Annotated in this window: 19 protein-coding genes; 9 read left to right on the forward strand and 10 right to left on the reverse strand. The window is 63.5% G+C overall.

Going from position 1 to position 18244, the window contains the following annotated elements:
* Positions 1 to 173: 173 nt before the first annotated feature.
* The 4 genes from ccoP to ccoN are packed head-to-tail and all read right to left on the reverse strand — an operon-like array spanning position 174 to position 3770.
* Positions 174 to 1211 (reverse strand): cytochrome-c oxidase, cbb3-type subunit III, encoded by a 1038-nt coding sequence (gene ccoP, locus IQ24_RS13765; RefSeq protein ID WP_145398762.1) that lies wholly within the window; start codon positions 1209 to 1211, stop codon positions 174 to 176.
* Positions 1211 to 1399 carry a CcoQ/FixQ family Cbb3-type cytochrome c oxidase assembly chaperone gene (locus IQ24_RS13770; RefSeq protein WP_145398764.1) on the reverse strand — a complete coding sequence of 63 codons (189 nt, stop codon included), beginning with the start codon at positions 1397 to 1399 and terminating at the stop codon, positions 1211 to 1213. The genes ccoP and IQ24_RS13770 overlap by 1 nt, the downstream gene beginning before the upstream one ends.
* A gap of 13 nt (positions 1400 to 1412) precedes the next feature.
* Positions 1413 to 2138: a cytochrome-c oxidase, cbb3-type subunit II gene (gene ccoO, locus IQ24_RS13775; RefSeq protein WP_145398766.1), complete on the reverse strand. Its 726-nt coding sequence runs from the start codon at positions 2136 to 2138 to the stop codon at positions 1413 to 1415.
* Between the two features lie 12 nt (positions 2139 to 2150).
* The gene (gene ccoN / locus IQ24_RS13780) at positions 2151 to 3770 is read right to left on the reverse strand and encodes a cytochrome-c oxidase, cbb3-type subunit I (RefSeq protein WP_145398768.1); all 1620 of its coding nucleotides are present in this window, start codon (positions 3768 to 3770) and stop codon (positions 2151 to 2153) included.
* Between the two features lie 254 nt (positions 3771 to 4024).
* Here ccoN and IQ24_RS13785 point away from each other — a divergent pair, with 254 nt between their 5' ends.
* Positions 4025 to 4858, forward strand: a complete 834-nt coding sequence (locus IQ24_RS13785; RefSeq protein ID WP_145398769.1) for a universal stress protein — start codon at positions 4025 to 4027, stop codon at positions 4856 to 4858.
* Positions 4859 to 4879: 21 nt separating this feature from the next.
* Here IQ24_RS13785 and fnrL read toward each other — a convergent pair whose 3' ends face one another.
* On the reverse strand, positions 4880 to 5629 hold the full coding sequence (fnrL, locus tag IQ24_RS13790; protein ID WP_145398771.1) for a transcriptional regulator FnrL: 750 nt from the start codon (positions 5627 to 5629) through the stop codon (positions 4880 to 4882).
* Between the two features lie 54 nt (positions 5630 to 5683).
* Between fnrL and hemN the strand changes: the two genes are divergently transcribed.
* On the forward strand, positions 5684 to 7039 hold the full coding sequence (gene hemN, locus IQ24_RS13795) for an oxygen-independent coproporphyrinogen III oxidase (protein WP_145398773.1): 1356 nt from the start codon (positions 5684 to 5686) through the stop codon (positions 7037 to 7039).
* Between the two features lie 15 nt (positions 7040 to 7054).
* Here the strand turns inward: hemN and polA are convergent, their stop codons facing one another.
* Complete coding sequence (polA, locus tag IQ24_RS13800; protein ID WP_145398774.1) at positions 7055 to 9853, reverse strand: DNA polymerase I; 2799 nt, start codon at positions 9851 to 9853, stop codon at positions 7055 to 7057.
* Between the two features lie 150 nt (positions 9854 to 10003).
* Positions 10004 to 10192 (reverse strand): zinc-finger domain-containing protein, encoded by a 189-nt coding sequence (locus tag IQ24_RS13805; protein ID WP_145398776.1) that lies wholly within the window; start codon positions 10190 to 10192, stop codon positions 10004 to 10006.
* Positions 10193 to 10261: 69 nt separating this feature from the next.
* On the opposite strand from IQ24_RS13805, the gene IQ24_RS13810 reads away from it, so the two are divergent.
* Complete coding sequence (locus IQ24_RS13810) at positions 10262 to 11224, forward strand: ABC transporter ATP-binding protein (protein WP_145398777.1); 963 nt, start codon at positions 10262 to 10264, stop codon at positions 11222 to 11224.
* Here the strand turns inward: IQ24_RS13810 and IQ24_RS13815 are convergent, their stop codons facing one another.
* Together IQ24_RS13815 and IQ24_RS13820 are read right to left on the reverse strand one after the other, a co-directional pair.
* On the reverse strand, positions 11225 to 11599 hold the full coding sequence (locus IQ24_RS13815; RefSeq protein ID WP_145398779.1) for an HIT domain-containing protein: 375 nt from the start codon (positions 11597 to 11599) through the stop codon (positions 11225 to 11227).
* Positions 11600 to 11615: 16 nt separating this feature from the next.
* The gene (locus IQ24_RS13820; protein ID WP_145398782.1) at positions 11616 to 13193 is read right to left on the reverse strand and encodes a DUF5928 domain-containing protein; all 1578 of its coding nucleotides are present in this window, start codon (positions 13191 to 13193) and stop codon (positions 11616 to 11618) included.
* Between the two features lie 158 nt (positions 13194 to 13351).
* On the opposite strand from IQ24_RS13820, the gene IQ24_RS13825 reads away from it, so the two are divergent.
* From IQ24_RS13825 to IQ24_RS13840, 4 genes are all read left to right on the forward strand, one after another.
* On the forward strand, positions 13352 to 14170 hold the full coding sequence (locus tag IQ24_RS13825; protein WP_145398785.1) for a sulfotransferase family protein: 819 nt from the start codon (positions 13352 to 13354) through the stop codon (positions 14168 to 14170).
* A 241-nt stretch (positions 14171 to 14411) separates the two neighbouring features.
* The gene (rpmF, locus tag IQ24_RS13830; protein WP_145398788.1) at positions 14412 to 14618 is read left to right on the forward strand and encodes a 50S ribosomal protein L32; all 207 of its coding nucleotides are present in this window, start codon (positions 14412 to 14414) and stop codon (positions 14616 to 14618) included.
* A gap of 17 nt (positions 14619 to 14635) precedes the next feature.
* Positions 14636 to 15790, forward strand: coding sequence for a phosphate acyltransferase PlsX (gene plsX, locus IQ24_RS13835; protein WP_145398790.1), 1155 nt, complete (start codon positions 14636 to 14638; stop codon positions 15788 to 15790).
* Positions 15790 to 16761 carry a beta-ketoacyl-ACP synthase III gene (locus tag IQ24_RS13840; RefSeq protein ID WP_145398794.1) on the forward strand — a complete coding sequence of 324 codons (972 nt, stop codon included), beginning with the start codon at positions 15790 to 15792 and terminating at the stop codon, positions 16759 to 16761. The genes plsX and IQ24_RS13840 overlap by 1 nt, the downstream gene beginning before the upstream one ends.
* Here the strand turns inward: IQ24_RS13840 and IQ24_RS13845 are convergent, their stop codons facing one another.
* A complete protein-coding gene (locus tag IQ24_RS13845) occupies positions 16762 to 17037 on the reverse strand; it encodes a DksA/TraR family C4-type zinc finger protein (protein ID WP_145398796.1) in 276 nt (91 codons plus the stop codon).
* A gap of 223 nt (positions 17038 to 17260) precedes the next feature.
* Here IQ24_RS13845 and ihfA point away from each other — a divergent pair, with 223 nt between their 5' ends.
* Entirely contained in the window at positions 17261 to 17563 is a 303-nt protein-coding gene (ihfA, locus tag IQ24_RS13850) for an integration host factor subunit alpha (RefSeq protein ID WP_145398798.1), read from the forward strand.
* Positions 17564 to 17607: 44 nt separating this feature from the next.
* On the forward strand, positions 17608 to 18180 hold the full coding sequence (locus IQ24_RS13855) for a MerR family transcriptional regulator (protein WP_242008170.1): 573 nt from the start codon (positions 17608 to 17610) through the stop codon (positions 18178 to 18180).
* Positions 18181 to 18244: the final 64 nt, after the last annotated feature.

Below are 18244 nucleotides of genomic sequence, written 5' to 3' on the forward strand. Positions count from 1 at the left end.
CCGGAATGTCGCATGAGGGCCGATTTCGCCAGTTTTCGACCGGCTGCGACAACCGGTCGCGCGTGCGGCGGTCAAACGAGATCTGAACACCGGCCCCCTGGGAAACGCGCATACAGGACAGGGGGCCGGTGCCTTCCCGCGCCGGTTGCTCGGCGCGGAAACCTTGTGTCGGATTACTCGCCACCGCCGAGGCTGTGGACATAGCTGGTGACGGCGCGCACATCGGCGTCGGACAACCGTCCCGCCCATGCAGGCATGACGCCGAACGGACCGTCATGGACGATGCGGCGGATGTCGGCGGCGCTGCTACCGTAAAGCCAGACGGCGTCGGTCAGATCCGGCGCGCCTTGCTCGCGGTCGCCCTTGCCGTCTTCGGCGTGGCAGGCGGCGCAGTTGTCGGCGAAGACCGTGGCCCCTTCGGCCGCGAGGCCTGCGTCATGGGGCAGCCCGCCCAGAGCCAGCACCTGCTGCACGACCTGATCGATCTGGGTCTTGTCCAGCATCTCGTCGGTGCCAAAGCGCGGCATTTCGGAATAGCGGGTCTCACCATCCTGCGGGTCGCGGATGCCATGGGCGATGGTCTGGTGGATGTCCTCGATCGAGCCCCCCCACAGCCAGTCGTTGTCCAAGAGGTTCGGATAGCCGCGCGTGCCTGCGGCCCCTGCCCCGTGACATTGCGCACACCAGGTGCGGAAGATCGCGCCACCCGCATTGGCTGCGTAGCTGGCAAGCTCGGGGTCGGCAGCCACCTCCTCCAGCGGGGTCGCCAGCAGGCGGTCGCGGATCTCGGTGTTCTGGGTGTCGACCCGCTCGATCTCGGCCGCGACCTCGGTCCGGGCCGAATAGCCCAGAACGCCCTGCGTCACGCTGTTCCAAAGCGGAATGGCGGGATAGGCGATCACGTAGCCGATGGCAAAGACCACGGTCGCGTAGAAGGTCCAGAGCCACCAGCGCGGCAACGGGTTGTCATACTCCATGATCCCGTCCCAGCTGTGCCCGGTCGAGGGGACCTCGACCACCTCGCGCCGTCCCTTGCGGTCGCGCACGACGCGCGTCTCTTTGGGCGGCTGAGGCAGCGGCTGGCCATCCGGCCCGGTCGGAGGATGGGCCAGAATCTCGGCCTTATGCTCCGCGTCGGCGGCCTGACGCTCAAGCTCGATCCGGTTGTCCGGGTTCTGGGGACTGTCGAATTCGTCTTCTTTGCCAGCCATCACTCGGCCTCCATCTTCCGCTGGGATGCGGGGTGTTTTTCATTGCGGAAGATGCTTTCCGCGGCGTCCTGATGCATGGCGCGCGATCCGGGACGCCAGGCAAACAGCAGCACCCCCAGAAAGAACAGCGTCAGCAGCAGCAGGACCCAGCTGTCGGCAAGCTGGCGAAGGAAGGTATAGGTTTCCATGGCTTGCCCCTTCCTAGCGCGTCGGATCAGGCTGGAAGGTCGAGAAGTCGACCATCGTGCCCATCACCTGCAGATAGGCGATCAGCGCGTCCATTTCCGAGATGCCGGGCCTACGGTCGAAGTTGCGCTGCTGCGCCCCCGGATAGCGCGCCTCGAGACCCGAGGCATCGGCGTCGGGGTTGGCCTGAGCGGCAAAATCGGCGCGCGCGTTCTTGATCATCTCCTCGTCGTAGGGGACGCCCACGCGGCTGTCGGCTAGAAGGCGGTCGCTCATGTTCGAGGGATCGATCTGGCGGTTCAGCAGGAAGCCGTATTTCGGCATGATCGATTCCGGCACCACCGATTGCGGGTCGACCAGGTGGTCGATGTGCCATTCATCCGAATAGCGTCCGCCCACGCGGGCCAGATCCGGGCCGGTCCGCTTCGAACCCCATTGGAAAGGGTGGTCGTACATCGACTCGGCCGCGAGGCTGTAGTGGCCGTAGCGCGCAACCTCGTCCCGCATCGGGCGGATCATCTGGCTGTGGCAGACATAGCAGCCCTCGCGGACATAGATGTCGCGGCCCTTCAGTTCGAGCGGGGTGTAGGGGCGAACCCCTTCCACCTTCTCGATGGTGTTTTCCAGATAGAACAGCGGTGCGATCTGGATGATGCCGCCGATGGTGACGACAAGGAAGGAAAAGACCAGCAGCAGTGTCGCGTTCTTTTCAAGGATCTTGTGCTTTTCAAGAATGGCCATGATCTGTCGCCCTTACTCTGCCGGAACTGCGATGATGGTGGATTGCGTGCGCGGCTGGTACCGGACGGTCGCCCAGAGGTTCCAGACCATGATGACGCCGCCCAGCAGGTACAGCACGCCGCCGAAGGCGCGGGTGACGTTCATCGCGAACTTGGCCTGCACGGTGTCGGCGAAGGCGTTGACCAGGAAGCCCTGGCTGTCGACTTCGCGCCACATCAGCCCTTCCATGATGCCGGTGATCCACATCGAGGCGGCGTAGAGAACCAGCCCGATCGTCGCGAGCCAGAAGTGCCAGCTGACCAGCGAGAGCGAGTAGAGCCGCTCGCGGCCCCAGAGGCGCGGGGTCAGATAGTAAAGCGCGCCGAAGGTGATCATGCCGTTCCAGCCAAGCGCGCCGGAGTGGACGTGACCGATGGTCCAGTCGGTGTAATGCGAGAGCGAGTTCACCGCCTTGATCGACATCATCGGGCCTTCGAAGGTCGCCATGCCGTAGAAGCCGACGGCCACCACCATCATCCGCAGGACGGGGTCGGTGCGCAGCTTGTCCCAGGCGCCCGAAAGCGTCATCAGACCGTTGATCATGCCACCCCAGGAGGGCATCCACAGCATGATCGAGAAGACCATGCCCAGCGTCGCCGCCCATTCGGGAAGCGCGGTGTAATGCAAGTGGTGCGGGCCCGCCCAGATATACATGAAGATCAGGGCCCAGAAGTGGATGATCGACAGTTTGTAGCTGTAGACCGGACGCTCGGCCTGTTTGGGGATGAAGTAATACATCATCCCAAGGAAGCCCGCCGTCAGGAAAAAGCCCACGGCGTTATGGCCGTACCACCATTGCGTCATCGCATCCTGCACGCCGCCAAACAGCTGCACCGATTTCGAGCCGAGCAGGCTGACCGGAACCGACAGGTTGTTGACGATATGCAGCATCGCGATGGTCACGATGAAGGCCAGATAGAACCAGTTCGCGACGTAGATATGGGGCTCTTTCCGCTTCAGGATCGTACCCAGGAACACGCCCAGATAGACGACCCAGACCACGGTCAGCCACCAGTCGGCATACCATTCGGGCTCGGCATATTCTTTCGACTGGGTGGCGCCAAGGATATAGCCCACCGCCGCTAGGACGATGAAAAGGTTATAGCCCCAGAACACGAACCAGGCGGCATTGCCGCCCCAAAGCCGCGCCGCCGAGGTCCGCTGAACCACATAGAACGAGGTCGCGATCAGCGCATTGCCCCCGAAGGCGAAGATCACCGCCGAGGTGTGCAGCTGCCGCAGCTTGCCGAAGTTCGTGTAGCCCTGCGTCAATTCGCTGAAGTTCAGCGAAGGAAAGGCAAGCTGGAACGCGATCACCACGCCCACCAGGAAGCCCACGACCCCCCAGAACGAGGTGGCGATCACCCCGGCGCGGACGACGCCGTCCATGTATTCGGTCTCGGGATGCGGATCCAGCGCAGGCTGCGCGTTTCCGGTCTGGCGCAGCGTCCAGATGAACATCACGGTCGAGGTCAGCATGACGATCAATGCGCTGGCCAGATAGGCCGGATCGTCCGGGCGCGCGTAATTCGCCCCGATTGCCGCCAAAAGGGCAATCAGACCGAGTACGATCAGCTTGGTGGTATCCCACATGTTCTACGTTTCCCTTCGTCCTGTGCCGGAGCGGACGGATCAGCCAAGGTCGGAATGGAATCCGCCCGCCGGCACAGCCAGTTAGTCGCGGCTGAGCGACGGAACCTTGATCTGGGTCAAATCGTCCCGAGTTGAAATGCGGTCCAATTGTCGCACCTCGCGCGGTGCGGGTGACACCCGCATCACGGGAACCGCGCATACCCCTTAGGCGTTGACCTCTTGCCGTTGGTCCGCCTTTCAAGAAAGGAAACATGATGGGTTACAAGACGATCCTGACAGTCGTCAGCGAACTTGATCAGGGACAGCAGCTGGATTCGGCCATTGCCATGGCGCTGCGCGAAGACGCCCATCTGGATATCTTCTGTGTCGGCGTCGATCACACGCAAAGCGGTTACTATTATCCCGGCGCCTCGGCCTATGTGTTTCAGGAATCGATCGACAAGGCGATGGCCAGCGCCGCCGATGTCGAAAACGCCGTGCGCGACCGAATGTCGCGGGAACATGTGCGCTGGTCGGTCTCATCGGCGGTCACGCAGCTGGGCGGGCTGACGACGCTGATCGGGATTCGCTCGCGCTATGCCGATCTGGTGGTGCTGGGCCGTCCCTATGGCGACACCGCCACGCGTGAGGGGGAAACGGTGACCGAGGCGGCGCTTTTCGAGGGCTCCTGCCCGGTGCTGATCGTCCCGGGCGAGCTGACCGAGCCTTTCGGCAAGCGCATCCTTGTCGCCTGGAACCAGTCCAGCGAGGCGATGGTGGCCGTGCGCCGCGCCATGCCGCTGCTGCAGGCCGCCGAAAGCGTCGAGATCACCGTGATCGACCCCTCTCCCCACGGGCCCGAACGCTCGGACCCCGGTGTCGCGCTGTGTCAGATGCTGACCCGGCAAGGGGTTAAATCCGATGTTGCGGTGCTGGCGAAAACCATGCCGCAGGTCAGCGACATGATCAACCGCCGCGCAACCGAGATCGGGGCCGACATGATCGTGATGGGGGCTTACGGGCATTCCCGCTTCCGTCAGGCGATTCTGGGCGGGGCCACGCGGAACATGCTGGAAAAGGCGAGCGTGCCGGTCTTCATGGCGCGCTGATTGGCCCTAAAGGCGGCGGCCTCAGATCGGCAGGCCGCCGTCGCCGTCATCCCCGCTTTCGGCCAGCATCATGTCGAAATCCGACAGGATCACCCGCCGCTTGCCTTCCAGCTGCAGCATGCCTTCGCGCTTCATGCCGTTCAGCTGGCGGCTGACCGTTTCCAGCGTCAGGCCCAGATAATCGGCCAGCGCCTCGCGCGTCAGCGGCAGGCCGATGGTGATCTGCCCCTGCGGCTGACGCTTGCCAAGCGCCGCCTCGCGCCGCGCCAGAAACACCAGAAACGAGGCGATCTTTTCTCGCGCCGTCTTGCGGCCCAGCAGCAGCAGCCAGTCGCGCGCGGCGTCAAGCTCGTCCAGCGTCATCTCCAGAAGACGCATGGCCAGATGCGGGGTCTGCACCATCAGGGTCTCGAACGGCTTGCGGTGGAAGCAGCACAGATGCAGGTCGCTGGTCGCGGTGACCGTATAGGTCGCGGTCTGTCTTCCCGGACGGCCCAGAAAATCGCTGGGCAGCAGCATGCCCACCATCTGGGTCCGGCCGTCCTCCATCTGCTGGGTCAGGCTGGCCATGCCGGTGATGACCGAGGCCACGAACTCCATGGGCTCGCCCGCCCAGATGATCGTCTGCCCGGCCGAATACTTGCGATAGAACTTGGTCGATTCCAGCCGCGCCAGCTCATCGCTTTCGCAATGCGCGCAAACCGCGCGTTCGCGGATCGGGCAATCATTGCATCCCGGTTTTGTCGTGGTTCTGTCCACTAGGTTCAGCATGGCAAGTTTGACCTGAGTCAATGTTTCTGTGCATCCGTCTGTCTAGCTAATGCCATGGACCAGACATCACAATTAAAGCAACTGGGACTGTTTGACGCGCGTGTACCGCGTTATACCAGTTATCCCACAGCGGCACACTTCAATAATTCCGTTTCGCAACAGGTTGTTGCGCAATGGATTAACGATATTTCCGAAGGCGCGCAGATATCGCTTTATATTCATGTGCCCTTTTGCCGCAGGCTGTGCTGGTTCTGCGCCTGCCGCACGCAGGGCACGCAAAGCGATGAGCCGGTGCGCAATTATATCGGCGTCCTTTTGCGTGAAATTGAATTGCTGGCGCGGAAATTGCCGCGCGGCGTTACTCTGTCGCGGATGCATTGGGGCGGGGGCACGCCGACGCTTCTGCCGCCCGAGGCGATCACCACGCTTTGCGACGCCGTGGCCCGGGTTCTGCCACTGTCCGAGGGTGCCGAATTCTCGGTCGAGATCGACCCGAATGAGATCGACAGCGCGCGGCTGGATGCGCTGGCGCGTGGCGGAATGACGCGGGCCTCGATCGGGGTGCAGGATTTCGATCCGAAGATTCAGGAGACGATTGGACGCATCCAGTCCTTCGAATGCACGCGCGACGCGGTCGAGATGATTCGCGACCGTGGCATCGCCAGCGTGAATGCCGATATTCTTTACGGCCTGCCCTATCAGACACCCGCCCGCATTGCCGAGACGGTGCAGCAGCTGCTGGCGCTCTCGCCCGACCGCGTCGCGCTTTACGGCTATGCGCATGTGCCCTGGATGGCCAAGCGCCAGGTGATGATCCCCGACGACAGCCTGCCCGATCCCCACGCAAGGCTTGATCTGTTCGAGACCGCGCGGAAGCTGTTCGTCGCCGACAAATATGCGGAAATCGGCATCGACCATTTCGCCCGGCCCGAGGATGGGCTGGCCGTCGCCCAACGCGAAGGCCGGTTGCGGCGCAATTTTCAGGGCTATACCGACGACCGGGCCGAGGTGCTGATCGGGCTTGGGGCCTCATCGATCTCTCGCTTCCCCGATGGCTATGCCCAGAATGAGGCGCAGACGCGGCTCTATGCCAGCGCCATCGGTGAGGGGCATCTGGCCACCAGCCGCGGCATCAGCCTGACGCAGGAGGACAAGTGGCGCGCCCGCGCCATCGAGGCGCTGATGTGTGATTTCCAACTTGATCTGGAGGAGATGCGCAACAGGTTCGGCCTGCAGCCCGAAGATCTGGCCGATGAGCTGCGCGCCATCGGCCAGCGTTTCAAGGGCATGGTCGAGTGGCGCAACCAGCGCCTGTCGATCCTGCCGCATGGCCGCCCGCTGACACGGATGATCGCGCAGGCACTGGACCGGCACAGCATGCCGACCACCGGCTATTCTTCGGCGATCTAGGCGCGGTCGCGCAGGTTAATGCGCGGCGGCCCAGTTCGTCCCCTGCCCCGCGTCGACGACCAGCGGCACGGCCAGCTTGACCGCAGGCTCGGGTGCGCCCTCCATGATGCCGCGCGCCGCCTGAATGAGGGCGTCGACGGCCTTGTCCTCGACCTCGAAGACCAGTTCATCATGGACCTGCAGCAGCATGCGCGCGGGAAGGTCGCGGATCGCGTCGGGCATGCGGATCATCGCGCGCCGGATGATATCCGCCGCCGCCCCTTGAATGGGTGCGTTGATGGCCGCGCGCCGTGCGCCGCCTGCAGCCGGGCCGTTCTGGTTGATGCCCGGTGTCATGATGCGCCGACCGAACAGCGTGCGCACGAAGCCCTGCTGTTTCGCATCAGCGACGGTCTTGTCCATATAGGCGCGGATCTCCGGGAAGCGCTGGAAATAGGTGTCGATGAAGGCCTGCGCCTCGGCCCGGGGGATGCGCAGGTTGCGCGCCAGTCCGAAGCCCGAGATGCCGTAGATGACGCCGAAGTTGATCGCCTTGGCGCGGCGACGGATCATCGGGTCCATGCCCTCGACCGGGACGCCGAACATCTGGCTTGCGGTCATCGCGTGAATGTCGATGCCGTCGCGGAAGGCCTGTTTCAGCGCCGGGATGTCGGCGACATGGGCCAGGATGCGCAGCTCGATCTGGCTGTAGTCGAGGCTGACGATCTTGTGGCCGGGCGTCGCGATGAAGGCCTCGCGAATGCGGCGGCCCTCCTCGGTCCGGACGGGGATGTTTTGCAGGTTCGGCTCGGTCGAGGCCAGACGCCCGGTCTGCGCCCCGGTGATCGAATAGCTGGTGTGGACGCGGCCCGTATCGGGGTTCACATGCCCCTGCAGCGCATCGGTATAGGTCGATTTCAGCTTCGAGATCTGGCGCCAGTCCAAGACGCGCGCGGGCAGGTCATGCCCCTCGGCCGCCAGATCCTCCAGCACATCGGCGCTAGTCGAATAGGCCCCGGTCTTGCCCTGCTTGCCGCCCTGCAGGCCCATGCGGTCAAACAGGATCTCCCCCAGCTGCTTGGGGCTGCCGATGTTGAAGGGGCTGCCTGCCAGCGTGTGGATCTCGTCCTCAAGCCCGGCCATCTTCTGCGCGAAGGCGTTCGACATGCGGGACAGATGGTCGGTGTCGACCTTGATGCCCGCCATCTCCATATCCGCCAGCACCGGGACCATCGGGCGCTCCAGCACCTCATAGGCGGTGGTCACCGCATTTGCCGCCAGCAGCGGGCGGAAGGCATGCCACAGCCGCCAGGTCACCTCGGCATCCTCGGCCGCATAGGCGCTGGCCGCGTCGATCGGCACCTGCGCAAAGCTGATCTGCGATTTGCCCGAGCCGATCAGATCCTTGATCGGCAGCGTCTTGTGCCCGTCGAGATACAGCCCCGCCAGCTCATCCATGCCGTGGTTATGCTCGCCTGCGTTCAGCGCATAGGACATCAGCATGGTGTCGTCGTAGGGCGTCATGCGGATGCCGTGCCGGGCCAGCATCTTCCAGTCATATTTGACGTTCTGGCCGATCTTGAGGATCGCCGGGTCCTCAAGCACCGGCTTCAGCGCGGCCAGCACCTGCGCCAGCGGCAGCTGCCCTGCGGCGAGCGCCCCCGAACTGAAGAGATCCGCGCTGCCTTCGACGTGACCGACGGGGATATAAGCTCCGGTCGCCGGTCCGGTCGACAGCGAGATGCCGACCAGCTCGGCCACCATCTCATCCAGACCCGTGGTTTCGGTGTCGATGGCGACGGCACCCTTGCTGCGGATCTGCGCGATCCATTCGTCCAGCTGCGCCATCTCGCGGATGGTGACGTAATGACCATGATCGATGGCAGGCAGCTTTTCAGCGGCCGGAACGGCGACGGCGGCGGGTTTGTCCTGAATGACCGGGGCATCGACGCGGAACCGCTCGGCCACGCGGGTGGTCAGGGTGCGGAACTCCATCTGCGCGAGGAAATCCAGCAGCGTCGTCGCATCGGGGTCCTTGACCTCCAGCGTTTCCAGCGTGAAATCCAGCGGCGTCTCGCAATCAAGCTGCACCAGCTGTTTCGAGATGCGGATCTGCTCGGCATTGTCGATCAGGGTCTGGCGGCGCTTGGGCTGCTTGATCTCGGCGGCGCGCTCCAGCAGCGTCTCAAGATCGCCGTATTCCTGAATAAGCAACGCGGCGGTCTTGATGCCGATGCCCGGCGCGCCCGGCACGTTGTCGACCGCGTCCCCGGCCAGCGCCTGCACATCGACCACGCGGTCGGGGCCAACGCCGAACTTCTCCATGACCTCATCGGGGCCGATGGGCTTGTTCTTCATCGGGTCCATCATGTCGACGCCGTCGCCGATCAGCTGCATCAGATCCTTGTCCGAGCTGATGATCGTCGCCGTCCCGCCCGCCTCGCGCGCCTTGCAGGCGAGCGTCGCGATGATGTCATCGGCCTCATAGCCCTCGGTCTCGATACAGGCGATGTTGAAGGCCCGCGTCGCCTCGCGCGTCAGGGGAAACTGCGGCTTCAGATCCTCGGGCAGGTCGGGGCGGTTGGCCTTGTAGGCGGGATAGATCTCATTGCGGAAGGTCTTCGATGAGTGATCGAAAATCACCGCCGCATGGGTGGGCGCATCAGCCCCGCCTGCGTCCTGAATGTATTTCCACAGCATGTTGCAAAAGCCCGCGACCGCCCCGATGGGCAGCCCGTCCGATTTGCGCGTCAGTGGCGGCAGCGCGTGATAGGCGCGAAAGATGAAGGCAGAGCCGTCGATCAGATGCAGGTGATGTCCCTTGCCAAAACTCATGCGGCTTTCCTTTCGCGTCGTCAGGGTCCCGTTGTGCCAGAAAGCGCGGCAGGGGGCAAAGGGCCATCGCCCTTCCGGCGGGGAAACGAAGAAGGCCCGCCTCCGTGCCGGGAAGCGGGCCTTTCGATGCGCGACCGGGTGCCGGTCGGCTTAGTGGTCGTCGTGCGCGTGTTCGGCGTCGATCAGGAACCGCTTGTCGCAATAGGGGCATTCGACCCAGCCGGTTTCCGGCGGGATGATCAGCCAGACCCTTGGGTGGCCCGAGCCCATGAACTCATCGCCGCTGCAGGCGACTTTCCATGTCGTGACAGTCTGGGTTTCCGGTGCCGGCAGAGTCATGGCGCTTCCTTGAGCTTTAGCGAGAAAAGGGGTTAAACCGTTGCGGATCATACAAACTGCAGCAGCCCGATGCCAGCCCCCGACGACACAGCCTTCTCTCCCGCCTCGGCCATTGAAATCAGTGGCCTGACGAAAACCTATGCCGCCGCCGGGCGCGCGCCCGAAAAGCATGCGCTGAAGGGGCTGGATCTGCAGATCCCCACGGGCTCGATCTTTGGGTTGCTGGGCCCGAACGGGGCGGGGAAATCGACAACGATCAACATTCTGGCGGGTCTGGTGCGCAAGACCGCCGGTCAGGTGCGGATCTGGGGCTTTGATCAGGACGTCAATCCGCGCCAGTCGCGCGCCGCCATCGGCATCATGCCGCAAGAGCTGAACATCGACCCGTTCTTCACCCCCCGCGCCAGCCTTGAGGTGCAGGCGGGGCTTTACGGCGTCCCCAAGGCCGAGCGCTGGACGGATGAGCTGCTGGAGCTGGTGGGGCTGACCGATCAGGCCGAAAGCTATACCCGCAACCTTTCGGGCGGGATGAAGCGGCGGCTGCTGCTGGCGAAGGCCTTGGTCCACCGCCCGCAGATTCTGGTACTGGACGAGCCGACGGCGGGCGTTGATATCACCCTGCGCGAGATGCTGTGGCAGAACGTGCGCAAGCTGAACGAACAGGGCATGACCATCATCCTGACGACGCATTACCTCGAGGAAGCCGAGGAAATGTGCGACCGCATCGCGATCATCGACCGGGGCGAACTGGTGCTTTGCGAAGACACCCACACCCTGCTGGGTCGCACCGATTCCAAGACGCTGGTCATTGACACGGGCGAGGCCAGCGCCCTGCCCGGCCTTCCCGAGGGCATCCGGGTCGAGCGTCGTGCGGACGGGCGGCTGGCCCTGGGTTATGCACCCTCGCGCCACACGGTCGACCAGCTGATCGACGCAGTGCGCGGCGCGGGACTTTCCATTCGCGATATCGCGGTCGAGGCCCCCGATCTGGAAGATGTCTTCCTGCGGCTGACCTCGCATCGCGAGGGGTGATCAGACCCGCTCGACCATGCGGCCCATCGGGCGGCCACCCAGAATATGCAGGTGGAAATGCGGAACCTCCTGCACGCCATGCGCGCCCGCATTGGTGATCGCGCGGAACCCCTCGCCGCTGTCGAGCGAGACCTTCAGATCCTGCGTCACCCGCGCGACCGAGCGGTTGAAGTCGAGGATCTCGGCATCCGAGGCGTTAAGGACGAAATCGTCATAGCTGACATAGGGCCCCTTCGGGATCACCAGCACATGCACCGGCGCCTGCGGGGCGATGTCGCGGAAGACCAGCGTATGCTCGGTCTCAAGCACGGTGTCATTGGGGATTTCCTTGCGCAGGATCCGGGCAAAGATGTTGTTGTCGTCATAGGTCGGCATTGGCATCTCTTTTGTCTCAGTCTTGGAACAGGTATTCGGTTTTCGCCAGAGTCAGCGCGACTTCGGGCAGGATGTCCAGAAAGCGCGCCAACTGGGCCGCATTCTCCTCATCGCTGCGCCAGGGCGCAATCGAGGAGTAGCCGCTGAAATCCATATCCCGGATGCGCTCGGCCTCATGCACGAGGTCGCCACGGACCGTCGGCAGCAGCCGTTCGACGACATCGGACGAGGTATGCGCCCCGGCCAGACCCACCCGGTCGATATGGCCGCGGATGTAATCGTCATCGAAGCGCGATTCGATCTGCAGCACGCGGGTTTCCGCCTTGTCCTCGGCCAGATCCTGAATGAGGTCGATGGCAGAGGGATCGAAGCACAGGACCAGTTGCTGCGATTCGAACTGATCGAACAGCAGGCGAATCAACGCGCGCCGATGGCGGTGGCGTTTCTCCAGCGTCGTCTCGGCCCCGCCAAGGTCGGGCAGGAAAGCCTCGGTCTCGTTGAAGAGATAGTCGACGGCGGGAATGTCGGTCAGCTTGCGGATCGCCTCGGTCAGGCGCTTGGCCACATGCCATTTCTTGGCCACGATCAGCAGGATGGTGTTCGCGCGCCCCAGGCTGCTTTCGTTTTCCCAGAACCGCATGCCGAAGCGCCGCCCGATCCGACCCCTGCCGGTCAGGAAGCGGAAAAGCCGCGTCGCCTCATTCGAAAGCGGGAAGTGCAGATCCGTCGCCGCCCAGACCGCGCCCAGCCGTTCGCGCAGCTCCAGCGCCTCGGGGCTGATCTTGCGGGCGAACAGATAGTTCTGCCCCAAGAGCAGGTCGTAATGGTCGTTATAGAAGGTGACCGGCATGCCGTAATCGGTGAAGACCAGATAGGTCAGCGTGCGCGAGCGCAGCTCCTTGCGCGGCACCACATGCGGCACGATGGTCTGGAAGAAGGTCTCGTCCGGGATCCAGGTGGTCGCGAAGAAGCGCATCACATCGGGACGGCTGGCGCAGAACTCCAGCACCTTCTCGACCGTCTGGCGCCGCAGGCACCACCATTGCGAGCCGATCTTGACCTGAATGTCAGCGGGCACCTTGCGCGTCAGGCGCAGGCGTTTTTGCAGATTGTAGCTGGCATAGAACAGCGTCTTCTGCGTGCGCTCGTTGAACCAGTGGCGGTAGATCAGCCGCTCTTCCTTGAAGCCGGTCTTGATCCAGTCGGATTCGAAGAAATCGAAGTTCTCGATGTAATCGCAATCCTCGGCGTCCAGGAAGGCATGCGCGTATTCGGCCGATTTGATCGGCATGCAATCGCCCGAGAGCATGTAGAAATGCGTCGCGGCGGGGAAGCTGTGGACGGCGCATTTCACCGCCTCATGCGTGGCGGCGACCAGCGACCATTCGCCCCAGCCGCATTTGCGGCGCCTGGCGACGAAGGCGACCGAGGGGTTGTCGGCCAGCGCGCTGCGCATCGCCTCATAATCCTTGGCGTCGGCCCGCGCGTCGAAGTGGATCGAGACGAAATCGCCCGAGGCCGTCAGCCGCCGGGCCTGCGCAATCACGCCTTTCGGATCCTTGTGACAAAGAAGTATGAAGGCAATTCGTGCCATGATGCCTGCAAGCCCGCCGGATATTAACCGCTCATTCGAGTAATGTTTTCAGCTTGGCCCGTTGAACATCGGCCCGCGATTTGCTTTGTGTCCGCATTGTCCTTAACGATTTTGGCCGGATCGGCAAGTCGGCCCCAGCTTCAAGAAGGTAGGTTGCAATGGGTTTTCCCGGAACTTGGATGACCGAAAGCGAAAGCATGGTCTATCGGGTGGTGCCGAAATGCGCCTGCTCGTCGATCGGACAGGTCATGTTCTATTCGGACCATGGCCGCTACTTCGACGGGGACATCCATGATTCGACCGCCGGGCTGCACAAGTGGTCGCAGGACGGCAGCCAGCCGCTGATCGAAGAGAATGTCCGCAACCACAAGGCTCTGACCTTCACCTGCGTGCGCAACCCCTATTCGCGCATCCTGTCGTCCTTCTTCGACAAGATCGCCGGGATCCAGCGCAACGGCCGCCGCTATCGCGGCAATCTGGTGCCGCAGCTAATCCAGCGCTACGGCATCGACGTGGGCTCGCCCGAGAACAATTTCGACTTCGACCAGATCGCAAGCTTCCGCCGCTTTCTGCTCTTCGCGCGCGACACCATCCGCTGGCGCCGCCCGATGGAGCCGGACATCCACTGGTCGGCCATGTCGGGCCATATCGCCACCTTCATCGTGAACGGCGGCCGTTACGACCAGATCTTCTTCACCGAGAAGTTCAACGACGGCATGCAGAAGGTGCTGGACGCCGCCCCCACGCCCGTCAACCTGAACGTCGAGGATGTCCCGAAGTTCAACGAATCCGAGGGCCACGGCCCCAAGCGCGCCCATAAGGTCAGCGAATACTTCGACGATCTGTCGCGTCATCTGATCTGGGAGATCTACAAGAAGGACTTCCAGCTGTTCCGCTATGACTTCGAGAACCCCGACAACAAGATGCCGAAGGGCGAGGTTGATCTGGACGAGGTCCATGCCAAGCTTGGCCGCTGATCCGGCGGCTGGAAAGAACTGAAAAGGCTGCAAAGATTTCCCTTGCAACAAGCGCGAATAACACTATCTTCGCGCGTTCAGTTGACCGGCGGGACTGACCCGGACCGATGCCCCTGTTCCCGCGGATCGAACTTCGCGACTTGCGGCTGACGCTCCATTGTCTTATGCCCCGCCCAGACCCGAATTCAGCAATCCGGGGCCGCCCTTTTGGACCGCCCCCCAAACCACTTGAGGTTGAGACATGGCCGTCCCTCAGAACCGAGTTACCCGCTCCCGCCGCAACATGCGTCGTTCGCATGATGCCCTGGTTGCAGGCAACCCGAATGAATGCACCAACTGCGGCGAACTGAAGCGCCCGCATCACGTTTGCCCGTCCTGCGGTCATTACGCTGATCGCGAAGTCGTCGCTCAGGCGAACGAAGTCGATCTGGACGACGACGCAGCTTAACGAGCTCGGTGGCGATCATGGCCCCGGCCGGACCTACAGACACGGCGCGCGCCCTCCGGACCGAGGGCAGCGTCGTCATATCGGTTGACGCCATGGGCGGCGATCGCGGCCCCGGGGCGGTGGTTGCCGGCATGGCCGAAAGCGCTGCAAAGAACCCCGATGTCCGCTTCATCGTCCACGGCCCCGAGGCCGAGCTGAAGCGTCTGATCGGTCGCCGGCGTGAGTTGGCGAACCGCTGCGTCATTCGCGACGCGGCGGGCGTGGTCACCATGGAAGACAAGCCCAGCCAGATCGTCCGCAAGGGCGAAGGCACCTCGATGTGGTCGACCCTCGAATCGGTCCGCATCGGTGAGGCGACGGCCGCAGTTTCCTGCGGCAATACCGGCGCGCTGATGGCGCTGTCGATGCTGCGCCTGCGCAAGCTGCCGGGCGTGAATCGTCCCGCGATCGCCGTTCTTTGGCCCTCGCGCAATCCCGGCGGCTTCAACGTCATGCTGGATGTGGGCGCCGATATCCGGGCCGATGCCGAAGACCTTCTGCAATATGCGCTGATGGGCGCCTCCTATGCCCGCAACGGTCTGGATCTCAGCCGTCCGCGCATCGGGCTGATGAATGTCGGCACCGAAGAGCATAAGGGCCGCGCCGAACTCAAGCAGGCCAATGACCTGATCGCCGCGAATACCGAGCGTGGCGGCTATGACTATATCGGCTTTGTCGAGGGCAGCGACCTGCCCTCGGACCGGGTCGACGTCATCGTCACCGACGGTTTCACCGGCAATATCGCGATCAAGACCGGTGAAGGCACGGCCAAGCTGGTCGGCGATTTCCTCAAGCAGGCGTTCGAGAATTCGGTCATGTCGAAATTCGCGGCCCTTCTGGCGATGACCTCGCTGAAGCGGCTGCAGAAGCGCATCGACCCCCGCCGCGTCAATGGCGGTGTGTTTCTGGGCCTGAACGGCACCGTCATCAAGTCGCATGGCTCGGCCGATGCGACCGGGGTGTCCTCGGCCATCAAACTGGCATTTCAGCTGGCCCAATCGGGCTTTCAGGAACGACTCGCCGCGCGTCTGGCGCAATCCGTGGCGGCAGCAGACGGCGCGGGTGGACCGGGCGGAGACGGCACTCAGCCCGTTGCCCCGAACGGTCAGAAGGAAACGAAGGGAGCGACCTGATGCGTCGTGCGGTGGTCCGGGGAACCGGGCATTATCTTCCCGAGCGGGTCGTCGAGAATTCCTATTTCGAAGGCAAGCTCGACACGACCGATGAATGGATCCGGTCGCGCAGCGGGATCGAGCGTCGCCATTTCGCGGCCGAAGGTCAGAAGACCAGCGATCTGGGCATCGCAGCCTGCAATGCGGCGCTGGAAAAGGCCGGGATCGCGGCTGATCGCGTGGATGCGCTGATCGTCGCCACCTCGACGCCCGACCTGACCTTCCCTTCCGTTGCCACGATGATCCAGGCCGGTATCGGCATGACGCGCGGCTTTGCCTTTGACGTGCAGGCGGTCTGTGCGGGCTTTGTCTTCGCGATGTCCACCGCTGATGCGCTGATCCGCTCGGGTCAGGCCGACCGCGTGCTGGTCGTGGGGGCTGAGACCTTCAGCCGGATCATGGACTGGACCGACCGCTCGACCTGCGTGCTGTTTGGCGATGGTGCCGGGGCGGTGCTGCTTGAGGTCGAAGAGGGTGCGGGCGAGGTCAGTGACCGCGGCATTCTTGCGACCGATCTGAACAGCGATGGCAATTTCCGCGACCTGCTTTATGTCGATGGCGGCGTGGGCAGCACTGGCACCTCGGGGCATCTGCGGATGCAGGGGAACCTGGTTTTCCGTCACGCGGTCGAGAAGCTGGCCAATACCGCCCATCGCGCGCTGGACAAGGCCGGGATTGCGGCCGAGGCCGTCGACTGGCTGGTCCCGCATCAGGCCAATCTGCGCATCATCGAATCGACCGCGAAGCGCATGCACCTGCCGATGGAGAAGGTCGTGCTGACCGTCGCCGACCATGGCAATACCTCGGCCGCGTCGATCCCGCTGGCGCTCTCGGTCGCTGACCGGCGCGCGCAGTTCACGCCCGGTCAGGTGCTTGTGCTGGAAGCGATTGGCGGCGGTCTGGCCTGGGGTTCGGTCGTTCTGCGCTGGTGATCAGCGCAGCTGCGAATCCTTCGAGCCGCGCCGGTTGAACCCCGCCTGCGGACGCCAGGCGCTGTCGCGCTCGGACTGGCAATCGATGCACAGCTGCACGCCGGGAATCGCCTCGCGCCGCGCCGCAGGGATCGGCTCGTCGCATTCCACGCAGAACTCGGCACTTTCGACCGCTGCCATCGTGCCATTGCGCAGCCGCACACGCTGCAGCGCTTCCTGAGTCGAGATCTCGATCTGATCGTTTACCGCGTCGTCGCGCGCCCATCCGCCAGCCATGATTGCCTCTTCACCGGTTGACATATCAACATAGGAAGGGTGCGCGCCCTTTGCAAATCCTGCGGCCCGGGCCTATACCCATAGTCCTTCACGGGTCAGACCTTCCCGGTAAGGCGCGAAAATCTCTGGCAAAATATTGCCTTCCATGGAACGTAATCGTGGCTGGCTTGTTGACTCGGCAAATCAAAATTACCATCCTTATGTCCATTGGAGAGGTTCCGAGATGAGTGAAACAACACTGACCCGCATGGACCTGGCCGAAGCTGTGTTCCGCGAAGTAGGTCTTTCCCGCCACGAATCGGCACAACTTGTCGAAAGCGTGCTTGGCCATATCTCGGACGCGCTTGTCCGGGGCGAGCAGGTCAAGATTTCGTCCTTCGGCACGTTTTCGGTGCGCAGCAAGAATGAGCGGATCGGCCGCAACCCGAAAACCGGGGAAGAGGTCCCGATCACGCCCCGCCGCGTGCTGTCCTTCCGCCCGTCGCATCTGATGAAAGATCGTGTCGCTGCCGGTAACAAGCGATAGGGTTGATGCAAAAGTCGCCAGATGCTTTTCGGTCGATTGGTGAGGTGTCACGCCTTGTAGGCGTCGCACCTCATGTCCTTCGCTATTGGGAGGCGCAATTCAGCCAGCTTTCGCCGGTCAAGCGCGCCGATGGCCGACGCTATTACCGGCCCGACGATGTCCGCCTTGCAGCTGGCCTCTGTCAGGTGCTGCGCGAAGAGGGGCTGAGCATCCGGGGCGCCAAGCGCCTGATCGCCGCCGATCGCGGCGCCGGGCTGCGCGAGATTGGCGCAGCGCGTCTGGGTGAGGTTCTGGGCGGCGACGCCGATGCCCCGCGCCCTGCCCCCGCTCCGGCCGTCCGTCTGGCCGTTCCCGGTGCCGAAACCGCAGTCATCGAACCCGAGGTGGCAGCCCCTGCCCCCCGCGAACGCCCGGCTCCTGCCAAGCGCAGCCGACCGGCCGCGCCGCAGGCCGCTGATTCGCTTCCGCTTTTCCCCGAGCTCGGGTTGATTCCCCCCGGCGAATGGCTGGCGCGTCTGGTCGAAACCGCCTCTGCCCTGCGCGAACGGGCCCGTTCCGAACGGCCCCTGCCTGCCGGTGCGCGGGCCCTGCGCGATGGCTTGCGCGCGGCGAAGTGACGGCTTTGCAGGGCGGGAGTGCATTTGTCGCTTTCCTGCCTATTTTTCCGTCTTCTACCCCTTG

It is taken from the genome of Paracoccus sulfuroxidans (genome assembly GCF_007830335.1).
In the GTDB taxonomy this organism is placed as follows: Bacteria; Pseudomonadota; Alphaproteobacteria; order Rhodobacterales; family Rhodobacteraceae; genus Paracoccus; species Paracoccus sulfuroxidans.